This is a genomic window from Saccharopolyspora cebuensis (assembly GCF_039542665.1).
GTDB classification, from domain to species: Bacteria; Actinomycetota; Actinomycetes; order Mycobacteriales; family Pseudonocardiaceae; genus Saccharopolyspora; species Saccharopolyspora cebuensis.
Genome location: NZ_BAABII010000016.1, coordinates 1 through 14,463 on the forward strand (window position 1 = coordinate 1; position 14,463 = coordinate 14,463).

Annotated in this window: 18 protein-coding genes; 9 read left to right on the forward strand and 9 right to left on the reverse strand. The window is 72.4% G+C overall.

The genetic code is table 11. The features are described 5' to 3' along the window. The first annotated feature begins 7 nt into the window (after positions 1-7). Positions 8-643: a UDP binding domain-containing protein gene (locus ABD976_RS20115; RefSeq protein WP_345366827.1), complete on the forward strand. Its 636-nt coding sequence runs from the start codon at positions 8-10 to the stop codon at positions 641-643. A 778-nt stretch (positions 644-1,421) separates the two neighbouring features. Next, complete coding sequence (locus ABD976_RS20120; protein WP_345365473.1) at positions 1,422-1,886, forward strand: DUF6328 family protein; 465 nt, start codon at positions 1,422-1,424, stop codon at positions 1,884-1,886. Between the two features lie 20 nt (positions 1,887-1,906). On the opposite strand, the gene ABD976_RS20125 is transcribed toward ABD976_RS20120, so the two are convergent. The 4 genes from ABD976_RS20125 to ABD976_RS20140 all read right to left on the reverse strand — a co-directional run bounded on the left by ABD976_RS20125 (position 1,907) and on the right by ABD976_RS20140 (position 4,762). Further along, positions 1,907-2,599, reverse strand: a complete 693-nt coding sequence (locus ABD976_RS20125) for a GAF and ANTAR domain-containing protein (RefSeq protein WP_345365476.1) — start codon at positions 2,597-2,599, stop codon at positions 1,907-1,909. Between the two features lie 84 nt (positions 2,600-2,683). After that, positions 2,684-3,100 carry an STAS domain-containing protein gene (locus ABD976_RS20130; protein ID WP_345365478.1) on the reverse strand — a complete coding sequence of 139 codons (417 nt, stop codon included), beginning with the start codon at positions 3,098-3,100 and terminating at the stop codon, positions 2,684-2,686. A 200-nt stretch (positions 3,101-3,300) separates the two neighbouring features. Continuing rightward, on the reverse strand, positions 3,301-4,482 hold the full coding sequence (locus ABD976_RS20135; protein WP_345365480.1) for a zinc-dependent alcohol dehydrogenase: 1,182 nt from the start codon (positions 4,480-4,482) through the stop codon (positions 3,301-3,303). Between the two features lie 16 nt (positions 4,483-4,498). Beyond that, complete coding sequence (locus tag ABD976_RS20140) at positions 4,499-4,762, reverse strand: GlsB/YeaQ/YmgE family stress response membrane protein (protein WP_345365482.1); 264 nt, start codon at positions 4,760-4,762, stop codon at positions 4,499-4,501. Between the two features lie 193 nt (positions 4,763-4,955). Here ABD976_RS20140 and ABD976_RS20145 point away from each other — a divergent pair, with 193 nt between their 5' ends. The 4 genes from ABD976_RS20145 (at position 4,956) to ABD976_RS20160 (ending at position 8,205) form a co-directional block, all read left to right on the forward strand. Next, on the forward strand, positions 4,956-5,225 hold the full coding sequence (locus ABD976_RS20145) for a metal-sensitive transcriptional regulator (protein WP_425570122.1): 270 nt from the start codon (positions 4,956-4,958) through the stop codon (positions 5,223-5,225). Positions 5,226-5,260: 35 nt separating this feature from the next. Next, positions 5,261-5,611: a rhodanese-like domain-containing protein gene (locus tag ABD976_RS20150; RefSeq protein WP_345365484.1), complete on the forward strand. Its 351-nt coding sequence runs from the start codon at positions 5,261-5,263 to the stop codon at positions 5,609-5,611. Then, on the forward strand, positions 5,608-6,996 hold the full coding sequence (locus tag ABD976_RS20155; protein ID WP_345365486.1) for a rhodanese-like domain-containing protein: 1,389 nt from the start codon (positions 5,608-5,610) through the stop codon (positions 6,994-6,996). The genes ABD976_RS20150 and ABD976_RS20155 overlap by 4 nt, the downstream gene beginning before the upstream one ends. 144 nt (positions 6,997-7,140) lie before the next feature. Then, entirely contained in the window at positions 7,141-8,205 is a 1,065-nt protein-coding gene (locus ABD976_RS20160) for an NAD-dependent epimerase/dehydratase family protein (RefSeq protein ID WP_345365488.1), read from the forward strand. A 79-nt stretch (positions 8,206-8,284) separates the two neighbouring features. On the opposite strand, the gene ABD976_RS20165 is transcribed toward ABD976_RS20160, so the two are convergent. The 3 genes from ABD976_RS20165 to ABD976_RS20175 all read right to left on the reverse strand — a co-directional run bounded on the left by ABD976_RS20165 (position 8,285) and on the right by ABD976_RS20175 (position 10,110). Next, complete coding sequence (locus ABD976_RS20165) at positions 8,285-8,698, reverse strand: CBS domain-containing protein (RefSeq protein WP_345366831.1); 414 nt, start codon at positions 8,696-8,698, stop codon at positions 8,285-8,287. Positions 8,699-8,857: 159 nt separating this feature from the next. Further along, the gene (locus ABD976_RS20170; protein WP_345365491.1) at positions 8,858-9,718 is read right to left on the reverse strand and encodes a helix-turn-helix domain-containing protein; all 861 of its coding nucleotides are present in this window, start codon (positions 9,716-9,718) and stop codon (positions 8,858-8,860) included. Between the two features lie 155 nt (positions 9,719-9,873). Further along, positions 9,874-10,110, reverse strand: a complete 237-nt coding sequence (locus tag ABD976_RS20175) for a DUF397 domain-containing protein (RefSeq protein WP_345365493.1) — start codon at positions 10,108-10,110, stop codon at positions 9,874-9,876. Between the two features lie 264 nt (positions 10,111-10,374). On the opposite strand from ABD976_RS20175, the gene ABD976_RS20180 reads away from it, so the two are divergent. Next, on the forward strand, positions 10,375-10,632 hold the full coding sequence (locus tag ABD976_RS20180; protein ID WP_369775726.1) for an HC3 family zinc finger protein: 258 nt from the start codon (positions 10,375-10,377) through the stop codon (positions 10,630-10,632). A 136-nt stretch (positions 10,633-10,768) separates the two neighbouring features. Here the strand turns inward: ABD976_RS20180 and ABD976_RS20185 are convergent, their stop codons facing one another. Beyond that, positions 10,769-11,149: a helix-turn-helix transcriptional regulator gene (locus tag ABD976_RS20185; RefSeq protein WP_345365497.1), complete on the reverse strand. Its 381-nt coding sequence runs from the start codon at positions 11,147-11,149 to the stop codon at positions 10,769-10,771. 338 nt (positions 11,150-11,487) lie between these two features. Between ABD976_RS20185 and gad the strand changes: the two genes are divergently transcribed. Next, on the forward strand, positions 11,488-12,747 hold the full coding sequence (gene gad / locus ABD976_RS20190) for a glutamate decarboxylase (RefSeq protein ID WP_345365499.1): 1,260 nt from the start codon (positions 11,488-11,490) through the stop codon (positions 12,745-12,747). A gap of 17 nt (positions 12,748-12,764) precedes the next feature. Further along, entirely contained in the window at positions 12,765-13,697 is a 933-nt protein-coding gene (locus ABD976_RS20195) for a nitrilase-related carbon-nitrogen hydrolase (RefSeq protein WP_345365500.1), read from the forward strand. Here the strand turns inward: ABD976_RS20195 and ABD976_RS20200 are convergent. Continuing rightward, the gene (locus ABD976_RS20200) at positions 13,690-14,463 is read right to left on the reverse strand and encodes a LamB/YcsF family protein (protein ID WP_345365502.1); all 774 of its coding nucleotides are present in this window, start codon (positions 14,461-14,463) and stop codon (positions 13,690-13,692) included. The two genes, ABD976_RS20195 and ABD976_RS20200, sit on opposite strands and share 8 nt — an antisense overlap.

The window sequence follows — 14,463 nt, forward strand, 5'->3', positions numbered from 1 at the left end:
GGCGGAGTTGTGCGAGCGGGTGGGGGCCGATATCGGGGATGTGACCGAGGGGATGGGGTATGACCGGCGGATCGGGGGGTCGTTCCTGGCGCCGGGTCCGGGGTGGGGTGGGTCGTGCTTGCCGAAGGACACGGCGGCGTTGTTGGGGGTGGCGGAGTCGGTGGGGTTCGAGTTCGGGTTGTTGCGGGCGGCGGTGGCGGCCAATGAGCGGCAGCGGGAGCGGGTGGTGGGCAAGGTGGTGGCCGCGTGCGGGGGGTCGGTGGCCGGTAAGCGCGTGGGGTTGTGGGGGTTGGCGTTCAAGGCCGGTACCGATGATGTGCGGGAGTCGCCGGCGTTGGCGGTGGCGGGGTTGCTGGCCGAGCGGGGGGCGGAGCTGGTGGCCTGCGATCCGGGGTTGGCGGGTCCGGTCGAGGGGATCGCGTTGGTGGAGGATCCGTACGAGGTGGTCAAGGGTGCGGCGGGGTTGGTGGTGCTGACCGAGTGGCCGGTGTTCCGGTCGATGGACTGGGCGCGGGTGGCGGGGTTGATGGCCTCGCCGGTGGTGGTCGATGCCCGCAATCACCTGGACCCGGACGCGCTGGGCCGGGCGGGTCTGGTCTGGCACGGCATCGGCCACCCCACCCCGGACACCACCGCGGTGTGACCCGGGCACGGGGGACGGCTCGCTCGTCCGGGTGATCGTGGACGGGGTGAGGGGCACCCTTGTCCCAGTGTGTTGGGCAAGGGTGCCCCTCACTCCGATCCCGTCCCCGCGCACTATCGCTCGGAAGGGTGAGAGGTGGCGGAGGGAGCGGGCGTCCTGATCGGACCGTCGTGCGGGTGCACCGTGGACGGTCCGTCCGTACCGGGTGGACGTCGCGGCGGGACGGTGGCCCGCGAGAGCGCCGGTGCCGGGGCTGGACGTTCGCCGTACCCCGAGACCGCAGCGCGGAGCGTGGTGGGCCCGCGCCCTCGGGCGGTGCGGGCGATCGCGGCGCGATCCGGGGGTTCGCCGCGCGTCCGGTGCGGACCCCGGCCTTTGGCCTTGCTCGGTGCGTCGTGGCGGGGCCTGTTTCTTGGCCGGCTGACCGGGTGTACGCGGCGCCGCGCCGGTAGCTGGACCGAGTGATCACACCGATCGTGGTCTAGCTCTGGCAGGCGGTGGCGGGTTGTAGTGATCACCGTGACAGCGATCGGATTCCCGCGGCGGCCGGTGGACCCCGGCCCCACGCCCGTTCCCGCTCGGGAGAACACCCTCCGGGTGCGGCGGGGAGTCCGAGCCCGGTCCGGGACGCGGCGCGGTGGCGCACCGCCCCTCCCCGGCCCGGGGAAGCCCGCCACCACGGGCTGAGCCGGGCCGCCATGAATCCGCCGGCGCGTCCGGCTCCTTCGCACGAACGTTCCCTGACGTCCCAGGTGCACCCTGCCGGATGGAGGAGGCGGTGATCTTGACCCGTCCCGACGAGCCGCACCACACCCGGCTCACGCGCAACCTCAACGAACTGCTCCAAGAACTGCGGGTCGCCCAAGCGGGCGTCCAGATCCTGTTCGCGTTCCTGCTCTCGGTGGCGTTCACCGAGAGGTTCCAGACCGCCGGGGAAGGGGTCCACGACCTGCACCTGGTGATCGTGCTGCTGGCCACGCTCGCGGCGGCGCTGCTCATCGCCCCGGTCGCCTGGCACCGGGTGCTGTTCCGCAAGCGGCGCCGGGCCGAGATCATCCGGGCCGCGAACTGGTGCGCGCTGGTCGGGCTGACGCTGCTGGCGGCGGCGATGACCGGCACCGTGCTGCTCATCGTGATGGTGGTGCTCGGCTCGGGCTGGATCACCTTCACGATCGGCTCCGCCATCGGCTTCGTGTTCCTGCTGCTGTGGTTCGCGATGCCGTTGCGGATCCGGTGGCGGTGAGGCCCGGCCGGGGAGCGCCGCTAGGTGAGCTCGCCGGTGGTGGTGATCCGCTCGGCGACCTCGCGGAGCTTGATGTTGCGGTTCTGCGAGAGCGTGCGCAGCAGGTCGAACGCCTGGTCGGCGGGCACCTTGTAGCGCTCCATGGTGATGCCGACGGCTTCGCCGATGAGCTGGCGGGTGCTGATCGCGGTCTGGAGCTGGGCCTCGGTGCGGGCGGTCGCGTAGAGCACCGCCGCGTGCGAGGCCAGCAGCCAGCCGACCACTTCCGAATGTTCGGTGAACACGTCGGGTCGGGTGGAGTACAGGTTCAGCGCACCGAGCTCGCGTTCCTCGGTGTAGAGCAGGAAGCCCAGCATGCTGCCCAGCCCGAGGTCCCGGGCGCGCGGACCGAAGCGGGGCCACCGCTGGTCGCAGGTACCGATGTCGGAGATCCGGTAGACGGGTTCGCGGTCGACCAGCGCGCTGAAGCAGGGGCCCTCGCCGAGCTCGCTCTGCGACCGGTCGGACTCGCGGACGAGATCGCTGGTGGCCGCCGGGGTTTCCAGCGTCCGGTCCGGGTGCAGCAGCAGGATGCCCGCCTCGTCGCAGCCCTCCACCAGGTCGACCGCGTGCGCGACGATCCGCTCCAAGGTCGCCTGCACCGAGGCCTGCGCGGCGAGGTCGCGCGCCATCTCGGCGAGCGCCACGGAGAACTCCCGCAGTCCCTCCGTCATCCGCAGCACCTCCGGTCGGGCGGCGGGGGCCTCCCGTCCGGCGCCCGGCGTGGCGCCACTGTAGCGAACGCGCTGCGGCCCGGATCACCGGTCGCGGTCCAACGCCTCCACCAGCGTCGGGTAGCAGTCCACCAGCGCGTCGATCCCGCTGATGTGCAGCGCGTGGGCCACCTCGTGCCCGGCCACCACCAGGCGCAGGCCGATGCCGCGCTGCTGGCACCGCATGTGCGCCTGGGTGAGCAGTTGCAGGCCGGGGATCCCGAGGAAGCCCACGGCGGTCAGGTCCACCACGACCGAGCGCACCGACGCGGACAGCCGCGGCCACACCGTCTCCTGCAGGCGGTCGATGCTGGCGGCGTCGACCTCGCCGGAGACCGTGATGACCAGTCTGGTCGGGTCGGGGTAGCCGACGGCGACCCGGACCGAGGCATCCGGTCGGGTGGTGATCCAGTCCGGAACGGCGCCGGTGAGTTCGTCGATGGGCCGGGACTCTGCGGTCACGATCTGCCCCTTCGCGTCGAAGGCGCCGGGCCGACAGCACGTCGCCTCCCCCTCGCCGGGGGTGGACCGGTCTGCTGCGCTCGGGCGCATTCGTCCGGTATCGGCTGGGTGCTCAACCACCCGCAGCTTACCAACGGGGCGCGGATGCCACCACGAAGTCGCCGACCTCCGGCCGGGCCGGAGGTCGGCGACTCCGCCGATCAGGGCTGGAACAGCACCTTGATCGCGCCGTCGGCCTTGCGCTGGAACATGTCGTAGGCCTGCGGGGCCTCCTCCAGCCCGACGCGGTGCGTGGCCAGGTCCTGCACGCCCAGCGGATCGGACTCGTCGGAGGCCAGCGGCAGCACGTCCGGGATCCACTTCTTGACGTGGGCCTGGCCCATGGCGAGCCGCAACCCCTTGTCGAAGAGCGTGAGCATCGGCAGCGGATCGCTCATCCCGCCGTAGACGCCGCTGAGCGAGACCGTGCCGGAGCGGCGCACCGCGTCGACGCACTGCTGGAACACCGCGAGCCGGTCCACCCCGGCCTTGCTCATCAGCGGTTCGGAGATCGACTCCGGCAACGCGCTGGCCAGCTTCTGGGCGAACTCGGCGCCGGGCGAGCCGTGCGCCTCCATCCCGACCGCGTCGATGGCCGAGTCGGCGCCCCGGCCGCCGGTCAGGTCCCGCACGGCCGTCGGCACGTCGTCGGCGTCGCGCGCGTCGATCACCTCGATGCCGTTCCGCCGGGCCATCTCCAGGCGTTCGGGCACCAGGTCGACGCCGATCGCGCGGGCACCGAGGTGGCGGGCGATCCGGCTGGCCAGCTGCCCGATCGGTCCCAGCCCGAAGACCACCACCGAGCCCTCGGGCGGGATGTCGGCGTAGGCGACGGCCTGCCACGCGGTCGGCAGGACGTCGGAGAGGTAGAGGAACCGCTCGTCGGGTGGTCCCTCCGGGACCTTGACCGGACCGAACTGGGCCTGCGGCACCCGCAGGTACTCGGCCTGGCCGCCGGGCACGCTGCCGTACAGCCGGGTGTAGCCGAACAGCGCCGCCCCGCTGCCCTGCTCGCGGACCTGGGTGGTCTCGCACTGGGCGAAGTACCCCCGCAGGCACATCCAGCAGTGCCCGCAGGAGATGTTGAACGGGACCACCACGCGGTCGCCCGGCTTGATGTCCTTGACCCCGGAGCCGACCTCCTCGACGTAGCCCATCGGTTCGTGCCCGAGCACGTCGCCCGGGTCGAGGAACGGCGCCAGCACCTCGTAGAGGTGCAGGTCCGAGCCGCAGAGGCCGGAACTGGTGACGCGGATGATCGCATCGGTGTCGGTTTCGAGCTTCGGGTCGGGGACGTCCTCGACGCGGACGTCCCGCGGCCCCTGCCAGGTCACTGCCCTCATTCGGCTCCTCCGGTCGTCAGGCTCGCGAGCGGTGGAAGATCAGTCGGTAGAGCACCAGCAGGATCAGCGACCCGATGACCGCCCAGACGAAGCTCATGACGTTGAAGCCGGAGACGCCCTCCGCGCCGAGCAGGGTGCTGCCCAGCCAGCCGCCGAGCAGGCCGCCGACCACGCCGATCAGCATCGTGACGATGATGCCGCCCGGATCCTTGCCGGGGAGGATGAACTTGGCGATCGCGCCGGCGATCAGGCCGAACACGATCCAGGCGAGGATGCCCATGACGGCTCCCTCCTTCGGTTGCTCGCGCCCGGTGGGTTCCCCGGTGGCACGCCGGTCATGCACCCACCGTGTCCGCGCCGGTGGAGCGGGCCGCCGGCGGGTAGGCCGGGTGTGCCGCTTTCGCGAGGCCCACGTCACCTTGACGCCGATACCCCCGGGGGTACATTCGGAGATGAGCGAGGAGGTGGTCGTTGTGGAGATGACGCCGGAGTTCGTCGGCGACGCGCTGACCAGGCTGCGCCGGGCGCGCGGGCAGCTCGACGGCGTGATCGAGGCGATCGAGGAGGGCGGTGACTGCGCCGCGGTCCTCACGCAGCTCGCGGCGGTGTCGCGGGCGCTGGACCGGGCCGGTTTCAAGATCGTGGCGAGCGGGATGCGCTACTGCGCCCGCTCCGGCGAGGACGGCGAGGAGCCGAGGATGACCGAGCAGGAGCTGGAGCGCCTGTTCCTCTCCTTGGCGTGACGTGGGACCGCTCCCGGGTGTTTACCCCCGGGGGTATGTGGAAGGGAGCATTCCGGATGGTGCCGGAGATCGAGGTGGCGGCGCTGGCCGCCGCCCGGGACCGGGGAGCGCGGATCGTCGACGTGCGCTCGGCCGAGGAGTACGCGCGGGGGCACGTCCCCGGCGCGGAGAACGTGCCGCTGGAGGAGGTGCTCGCCGCACCGGAGCGCTTCGCGGGCGCGGCGCCGCACGTGGTGTGCCAGGCGGGCGGTCGCAGCGCGACGGCGACCGAGGCGATGAACGCGGCGGGGGCCCGCGCGGTGTCGGTGGCCGGCGGCACCGCGGCGTGGGTCGAGGCCGGCTACGAGGTCGCCACCGGCGACGCGGCAGGAGGAGGTGCGCGGTGAGCGCGACGGGGGACACGCGGGTGGAGGTCATCGAGACCTCCTCGCTCGGCGATCGCAGCTATCTGGCCACCGACGGCGAGGTCGCCGTGGTGGTCGACCCGCAGCGCGACGTGGACCGGGTGCTGGCCCTCGCCGGGCGGCTGGGCGTGCGCATCGCCTTGGTGCTGGAGACCCACGTGCACAACGACTACGTCTCGGGCGGGCTGGAGCTGGCCCGGTTGACCGGTGCCGACTACGGGGTGGCGGCGGCCGACGAGGTCGCCTTCGAGCGGTTGCCGCTGCACGACGGCGACGAGGTCGCGGTGTCCGACGGGTTGCGGGTGCGGGCGCTGGCCACGCCGGGGCACACCTTCCACCACCTGTCCTACGTGCTCGTCGGCGCGACCGGACCGGTGGGCGTGTTCACCGGCGGCTCGCTGCTGTTCGGCACCACCGGGCGCACCGACCTGCTGGGCGAGCAGCACAGCGAGGACCTGGCCCGCCACCAGCACGCTTCGGCGGCCCGGATCGTCGAGGCGCTGCCCGACGGCGCGCAGATCTGGCCCACGCACGGCTTCGGCAGCTTCTGCTCGGCGTCCCAGGCGTCCGGCGATTCCGCCACCGTGGGCGAGCAGAAGGAGATCAACCCGGCGCTGACCCTCGGCGAGGGCGAGTTCGTGGAGCAGACGTTGCGCGGGCTGGACGCCTACCCGGCCTACTACGCGCACATGGGCGTGCAGAACACGGCGGGAGCGCCGCCGCTGGACCTGCGCGCCCCGGCCCGCGCCGACGCCGGGGAGCTGGCGCGGCGGCTCGACCACGGCGAGTGGGTCGTGGACCTGCGCTCCCGCACCGCGTTCGCCGTCTCGCACCTCGCGGGCGCGGTGAGCATGGGCCTCGACGGTCCGATGGTCACCTGGCTCGGCTGGATGATCGACTGGGGCGCGCCCCTCACCTTGCTGGGCGAGAGCCGCGAGCAGGTCGCCGAGGCGCAGCGGGAACTCGCCCGGATCGGCATCGACCGGTTCGCCGCCGCCGCGACCGGTGCTCCGGAGGAGCTCGCGGAGCACCCGGAGCGGCTGCGCGCCACCCCGACGGCCGACTTCGGGGACCTGGCCGCCGCGCAGCGCGGGCCGACCGAGCTGCCGCACCCGGACGTGGTGCTGGACGTGCGGACCAACGGCGAGTACCGCGAGTCCCACGTCGAGGGAGCCGTCCACGTGCCGCTCTACGACGTGCCCCGCCGGCTGGCCGAGGTGCCCTCCGGCGTCGTCTGGGTGCACTGCGGCAGCGGCTACCGCGCCGCGGCGGCGGCCTCCGTGCTGGAAGGCGCGGGCCGCGACGTGGTGCTGATCGACGACCTGTTCGGGTCCGCGGCGGAGTCGGGCGTGGCGATGGCGTCCTGAGGCAGCGCGGCCACCTCGCGCGCGGGCGTCCGGTTTCGCGGGGCAGACCACCGGATATTCCGGGTGCGAGGGCCGGGGCTCCCGGCCCTCGCACCGCCGGGGGTCCACCTCGGCCACCCCGCCACCCGTACCGGAGGGAACCAGATGAGCTCCGCAGCCCAGTCCCGCCGCGTGGTCGTCGTGGGCGGCACCGGCAACATCGGTACCAGCGTGCTCGAGGCGCTGTCGGCCGCGCCGGAGGTCGCCGGGATCACCGCGCTGTCCCGCCGCGCGCCCGAGGACCTGCCCGCCAAGGTGACCTGGCACGGCGTCGACCTCTGCGGTGACGACCTGGTCCCGCACTTCGAGGCGGCCGACGCGGTGATCAACCTGGCGTGGATCTTCCAGCCGACCCGGGACCCGATCGCGACGTGGCGCAACAACGTGCTCGGCGCGCTGCGGGTGTTCGACGCGGTGGCCGCCGCCGGGGTGCCCGCGCTGCTGCACGCCTCGTCGGTCGCGGCGTACTCGCCCGGCCCGGAGCGACCGGTCGACGAGCGGTGGCCGACCCACGGCTGGCCCGGGGCCGCGTACAGCCGGGAGAAGGCCTACCTCGAACGGGTGCTGGACAGCTACTCCCGGGAACACCCGGAGATCCGCGTGGTGCGGATGCGCAACGCGTTCTGCTTCAAACCGGAGTCGGCCTCGCAGCAGCGCAGGCTGTTCCTCGGGCCGCTTGTGCCCGAGCAGCTCGTGCGGCCCGAGGCGCTGCCGGTGCTGCCCGCGCTGCCGGGGCTGCGGTTCCAGGCGGTGCACAGCGACGACGTCGGGGACGCCTACCGGCGCGCGGTGCTCCACGAGGTCTCCGGGGCGTTCAACATCGCCGCGGATCCGGTGATCGACAACGAGGTGCTGGGCGAGGTGTTCGGCGCCCAGCGGGTGCGCACGCCCCGCGTGCTGGCGCGAACCGCGCTGGCCGCCGCGTGGCAGCTCCGGTTGGTGCCCGCCTCCCCGGAGCTGTTCGACACCTTCATGCGGCTGCCGCTGATGGACACCTCGCGGGCGCGCTCGGAACTGGGCTGGGAACCGGAGCACTCGTCGATCGACGCGGTGCGGGGATTCCTGGCCGGGCTGCGCGCGACCGAGGGGGCGCCGACCCCGCCGCTGGCGCCGGAACTGCCCGGCGGCCGGGCCGAGGAACTGGCCACCGGTGTCGGCCGGCGGCAGTGATGGCGGCACGGCGAACGGCCCGGAGGGCGGCAAGGGGAAGGGCCCGGAGGTTTCGCCTCCGGGCCCTTCGCCGCTCGGCTCACACCGACAGCGCGTCCACCAGCTCACCGGTGCGCGGATGCGGCAACGACCGCGCCACGTCGGAGATCGCTATCATCCCGACGAGGCGGTCGCCGTCGATCACCGGCAGCCGCTTGACGCCGTGTTCGGACATCGTCGCCATGATCTCATCGGGCGAATCGTCGGCGCCGATGGTGACCGCCTCGGCCTGGTTCAGGTCGCCGGCGGGGAAGGTCCCGGCGTCCCGGCCCTCCGCCACCACCTTGATCACCAGGTCGCGGTCGGTGATCACACCCTTGATCTTGTTGTCCGGGCCGCAGATGGGCAGGGCGCCGACACCCTGCTCGGCCATCATCCGGGCCGCGTCCGCGGCCGTCTGGTCGGTGCGGACGCACTGCGGGTCCCTGGTCATGATCTCGCGCGCACTGCCCACGCTCATCTCGATCCCTCCACAGCGACAGGGGTGCGCCGGGCGCGGGCCCGGCACCGCGGTCGTGGTCGGCGACCGGGAACGTCCCGGCCGCACGTCTGGCCTACCCGGCGTTCGCCGGTGCCAACCCCGGGCGCGGCGGCCGGTCGGTGCGCGGCGGGCTCAGAAGTCCATCCCGGCGCGGAAGCGGTCCGCCAGCGCGCGCAGGTGGTCGACGGTGTCGTGGCGTTCCAGCGCCGCGCCGCGCAGCCGGTCCCAGGCGTCGACGAAGAGCTCGAAGTCCTGGTCGTCGTCGATGTAGAGGCCGCCGGCGACGTGCTCGACGAAGATGAAGTCCTTGGTGCCGTCGCCGAAGCGCATGATGGTGAAGTCGTTGGGCACGAACGGCAGCCGCACGTCGAACGGCAGCACGTGCACGAAGACGCGCGGGTAGCGCCGTTCGAGCTGGAGCAGGTGCTCGACCTGGTCCAGCGCCACGGCGGGTTGCGCCCCACCGGGCATCCGGTGGAACGCGCCCTCGCCGAGGATGAACCGGTAGTAGGGCGGCCGGTCGAGGTCGAAGACCTTCCGGCGGTCGAGCCGGTTGCGCACCAGCGGCGTCACGTCGGCGACCCGGTCCTCGGTGAACTGGGTGAGCATGTAGTGCTCGGACTGCAGCGGTCCGGGGATCCGCTCGCCGTGCCAGCTCAGCACCTCGGTCGCCGCCGGTTCCAGATCGGTGAAGGTGCGGAACCACTGCGGGATCGCGGAGCGGTAGCCGGACCACTGGCCGCGCTGGGTGCTGCTCGAACTCGCCAGCTCCAGCATCAGGTCGGATTCGGCCTTGCCCGCGCCGAACAGTTCGAGCAGGCGCTTGAGCTCGGCGGTCTTGACCGAGACGGCGCCCGATTCGATCTTGTTGACCTTGCCCTGACCGCAGCCGAGGAAGTCGGCGACCTCCTGCTGGGTCATCCCCGCCGCCGACCGCGCCCGGCGGATCTCGTTGCCCAGCTGCTTGCGCCGGGAGGTCACCGTGCTCGGCACCGAATCTCCGCTCGTCGCGTCGCCTCCACCGTTCTCCCAGGAGCCACTGTAGAACAGGTGATCGCCGGAGGTGGGTCGGCCGCGCGGCTGATCACAGCGCGATGCGGGCCGGGCAACTCTTTCGGATCAAGATTAATCCGGTAGAGGTGGGGTCGTCACTGACGGTCGAACCGACCGGCTCGTGCGGAATCGAGGAATGCCTGCCAGCCGGCGTTGCCGAAGACCAGCGCCACGTCGCCGGTGGCCCGCTTGGTGTCCCGAACGCCGACGGCATCGTGCCTGGTCAGGTTGACCTCGACGCAGTTCCCGCCGTTCGGTCCGCACGCCTGTGCGGTCCGCCAGCCGGTTCCCGGCAGCGGGATCGGCGCGGGGGACTGGTCGTGCTGGCTCATGCCAATACTCCTTTCCGGCGAACGATCTTGGCGCAAGATTAATCTTGAATTAGGCTCGCTGGCAAGCAAGGGAAGAGGGTGAGCACCGCGGAGTCGGGGGGCTCCGGACGTTCTCCGGCGGGGAGTGCGTCGTGTGGCGGAGGGCGCGGATGCCCGGCGGGGGGCCGGGTGTCCGCGCCCTCGGTGGCGCCGCGTGGAGTTCGGCGGGAAGTTCCCCGTGCTCGCCGGTGCGACAGCTCCTTCCGCCCGCCAGCGAGCAGAGAGGTGTGCCGATTGCACCCGTTCCACTGGGTTCCCGCGGACGGGGAACGCCACGCCACCACCGCCGGACGTCCGCTCGGCGGATATCCCGATGGCACGGTGCTGGAGACGCTGTGCGGTCGTGAGCTCCGCGCGGTGAGCGGGGAGCTCGCCTGGCTGTGGTTCACCTGCCCGGACTGCGACCACGAGGCGCACCGCATGGCGGGTGCCCCGCTCCCGCGCCGCCACCGGAGCCGGGTCGCCCCTTCGTCGACCGTCTGAATCCCCGCCCGGCCGGGTCGTGCTCCCGGGGCCCGCGCCCCGTACCCATCGTGCGAACCGCGCCGGGCGGTCCCGAGGTGGGCGCCGCGCCGATCCGGCACCGGATCGGCGCGGCGCCGTGCGCCCGGGTGCGCGCTCACTGCCGCCCGTTGAGGGCCTTGACCACCGCCGAGGTGCGGTCGCCCACCTCCAGCTTGGTGAAGATGCTGCGCAGGTGGTTCTTCACGGTGCGCTCCGAAATGCCCAGCGAGGTGGCGATCTGCCGGTTGGACCGGCCGTGCACGAGGTTGTCGAGGACTTCGCCCTCGCGCTTGGTCAGGTGGGTGAGGATCGGCGCGGGCACCGGGTCGTGGACGTGGTTGCGCGCCTGGCTGTCCCGGTCGAGCTGCGCCCGCAGCAGCAGGAGCTGGTTGATCTGTTCGAGTACCTGGTTGAGCGCGACCGAGTGCTCGACGGCCTCCCGCATCATGGTGGTGATCGCGGTGTCGAGGGCCCGGTCGTAGGAGCGGATCGTCACCGGACTCCGCCCGCCCTCGCTGTGCTCGCGTTGCTCGACACTGCTGCCCCCCGGTCGTTCCGTCATCCTCGCCGAGCCGTCTTCAGCGGCCACCTTGTATGTCGTCAGACAACCATCGGCGAGTGACCACGTCCGCTGTTTTTCCCCCTAATGCCGTCGATCATGAGCCGAAATGACCACACCTGTGGTCCGGTCGGCGCACGCGAACCGAAAGTAGTAGGCCGAAGTGCTCATGGTCGTTTCCGGCTGACCGGCCGTAGGTTTGCGACCGCAAGCAGCACGAATCTCGGTGAACATGGGGGGTAGCCATCATGCGGGCTCCGTCGCCTGCGGGCCGCGTGTCCGGTTCTTCACCTGACGAGCACCAGAGCACCATCCCCGAACTCGGCGTGGACGCGGCCAAGGCGGCGGAGCTGGTCGGCGCACGGCTGAGCCAGGACGTCTCCCCGGACCGGAACCTGGCGACGTTCCTCACCACCTCCTACGAGCCGGAGGCGGCGCAGCTCTTCGGCGACTACCTCCGGTACAACCTCGTCGACCGGGAGCAGTACCCCGCCATCGAGCTCATGGAACAGCAGTGCATCCGGATGCTGGGCGCGCTCTGGGGCGAGGACCCCGGGCGCGTCGTCGGTTCGGCCACCACCGGGTCGAGCGAAGCGGCGCTGATGGCCGGGGTGTCGCTGCTGCGCCACTGGGAGACCAGGAGGGGCAGCGGCGGTCGGCGGCCCAGCCTGGTCATGGGGGCCAACGCGCACGTGTGCTGGCACAAGTTCTGCCGCTACTGGGGAGTGGAGCCGCGGGTCGCGCCCGCCCTGCCGGGCCGGCTGGGGCTGGACGCGCCGACCGCCCGGGAGCTGTGCGACGAGACCACCATCGGCGTCATCGGCATCCTCGGCTCCACTTTGGACGGGAGTTACGAACCGGTGGCCGCGATCGCCGGCGCCCTCGACGAACTCGAAGCCGAGCGGGGCGTCGACGTACCGCTGCACGTCGACGCGGCCTCGGGCGGGTTCGTGGCGCCGTTCCTCGATCCCGAGCTGCTCTGGGACTTCCGGCTGGCCCGGGTGCGGTCGATCAACGCCTCCGGGCACAAGTACGGGCTGGTGCCACCGGGACTGGGCTGGGTGCTGTGGCGGGACCACGAGACGCGCAGCGGCAAGCTCACCTTCCGGGTGAACTACCTGGGCAGCCAGCACTCGCACGAGGAGTTGACGTTCTCCCGGTCGGCCGCGCCGGTGGTGCTGCAGTACTACAACTTCGTCCGCTTCGGCTTCCAGGGCTTCCGGTCGGTGCACGCCCGCAGCCGCGCGGTCGCCGTGCACCTGGCCGGGCAGCTCCGCGAGACCGGCCGGTTCGAGCTGCTCGGCGACGGCAGCGAGCTACCGGTGATCGCGCTGGCCGCCCATTCCGACGTCAAGCTCCGCCAGCTCTCGACCTACCTCGCCGACCTGGGCTGGGCCGTACCGGTGTACGAGCTCCCGCCGGACCTGGAGGACGTCGAGGTGCTGCGGATCGTCGTGCGCAACGACATGACCGCGGCCGCGGCCGACGCGTTCGCCGACGCCGTGCGCGACTACCTCTCCACCAGTACGAAGTGACCGAGGAAGGGGCACCCATGCATCCGATCCGCATCGTCAGCCGTCTGCTCACGAGCAGCCCGCCGGAACCGGGGGCGGGTCTGCGCCTCGGGATCTTCCAGGGCGAGAACCCGGTCGGTTCGCCGGGCGCCGTGGTCGAGAACCTGGACCGGATGGAGGAGGCGCTGGCGATCGCGGCCCGCTACGGCGCCCAGCTCTGCGTGTTCCCCGAGTGCTACAACACCGGGTACTCGCTGGGCCCGGCCCTGTGCCGGGAGCTCGCCGAGACCAGCGACGGGCACAGCGTGCGGACCGCCCGCAAGCTCTCCGAGCGCCACGGGGTGTCCGTCGTGCTGCCCTACGTCGAGCGCGGCGCCGGGGACGCGGTGCACGACTCGATCGCCGTGGTCAGCCGCGGTGAGCTGCTGGCGAACTACCGCAAGACCCACCTCTACGGCGCGGCGGAGCGGGCGAACTACGTGCCGGGGGAGGAGCTGCCCCCGGTCGTCGAGCTCAACGGGTTCCGGATCGGCGTGCTCAACTGCTACGAGTGCGAGTTCCCGCCGCTGTACCAGAGCCTGGTGCGGCGCGGCGCACGGCTGGTGGTCGGACCCACCGCCGCCGACCACCACTTCGTCCTGCACGACGGCGGTCCCACGCTGGTCCCCTACCCGGACGCCACCGAGCACATCATCCCGGCGATGGCCTCGGTGTGGCGGGTGTTCGTCGCCTACGCCAACCGGCGCGGCTGGGAGGTCTCCGAGCGCGGCCAGTGGGAGTACCGGGCGAACTCCGGGATCTGGGGGCCCGACGGGCGAGCGGTGGTCGCCGCCGGACCCGAGGAGCGCCACGAGGACAGCCTGCTGATCGCCGACTGCGTCCCCGCGGCGGTCACCCCGTTCAGCCCGGAGGGCGACCACACCGCCGACTCGCGGCTGCGCGTGGACGAGACGCTGCTGCCCGCTACCTGACGCGCTGGTCGGCGACCTCGGACAGGGGCGCCGTCCGCACCCCCTCGGCTTCGAACCGGTCGAGGATCGCCCGCGCGACCTCGACCGAGTTCGGCCGGTCCCCGTGCAGGCAGAGGGTGTCGGCGTCGACGGCGATCGCGGTGCCGCCGACCGAGGTGACCTCGCCCCGGAGCACCGCGATCGCCTGTTCGGCGCACCGCGCCGGATCCTTGGCCACCGGATCGGGTTCGATGATGATGTGCCCCGCGTCGTCGTAGTCGAGGTCGGCGAACGCCTCCCGCACCACCGGGTAGCCCTTCGCCGCGACCCGGTCGGCGGTCGGACCCGCCAGCAGCACGATCCGCACGCCGGGAGCGGCCTCGGCCACCGCGTCGGCCACGGCCTCGGCCACCGCCTCGTCCTTGATCGTCAGCCCGTACAGCGCGCCGTGCGGCTTGACGTGCCGCACCGGAACGCCCATCGAGTCGGCGATCGCGCGCAGCGCCCCGAACTGGTAGAGGCAGGCGTCGGCCGCCTCCCGCGGGGACATCGCCAGCGCCCGCCTGCCGAACCCAGTCAGGTCGGGGAATCCCGGGTGCGCGCCGACCGAGGTGCCGCCGTCGGCGGCCAGCCGCACCGAGCGCCGCATGGTCGCGGCGTCCCCGGCGTGCCAGCCGCACGCGACGTTGACCGACGTGACCAGCGGGATCAGCCGCTCGTCGTCGCCCAGCCGCCAGCGCCCGAAGCTCTCCCCCGCATCGGCGTTGAGATCGATCAACGTCCGCAT

Excerpts from the sequence above, each read along its gene's own strand:
- ABD976_RS20125 (WP_345365476.1), bottom strand. The coding sequence starts at position 2,599 with ATGACGGAGGGACTGCGGGAGTTCTCCGTGGCGCTCGCCGAGATGGCG.
- ABD976_RS20135 (WP_345365480.1), bottom strand. The coding sequence starts at position 4,482 with ATGAGGGCAGTGACCTGGCAGGGGCCGCGGGACGTCCGCGTCGAGGAC.
- ABD976_RS20140 (WP_345365482.1), bottom strand. The coding sequence starts at position 4,762 with ATGGGCATCCTCGCCTGGATCGTGTTCGGCCTGATCGCCGGCGCGATC.
- ABD976_RS20150 (WP_345365484.1), top strand. The coding sequence starts at position 5,261 with ATGTGGAAGGGAGCATTCCGGATGGTGCCGGAGATCGAGGTGGCGGCG.
- ABD976_RS20160 (WP_345365488.1), top strand. The coding sequence starts at position 7,141 with ATGAGCTCCGCAGCCCAGTCCCGCCGCGTGGTCGTCGTGGGCGGCACC.
- ABD976_RS20175 (WP_345365493.1), bottom strand. The coding sequence starts at position 10,110 with ATGAGCCAGCACGACCAGTCCCCCGCGCCGATCCCGCTGCCGGGAACC.
- ABD976_RS20195 (WP_345365500.1), top strand. The coding sequence starts at position 12,765 with ATGCATCCGATCCGCATCGTCAGCCGTCTGCTCACGAGCAGCCCGCCG.
- ABD976_RS20200 (WP_345365502.1), bottom strand. The coding sequence starts at position 14,463 with ATGCGGACGTTGATCGATCTCAACGCCGATGCGGGGGAGAGCTTCGGG.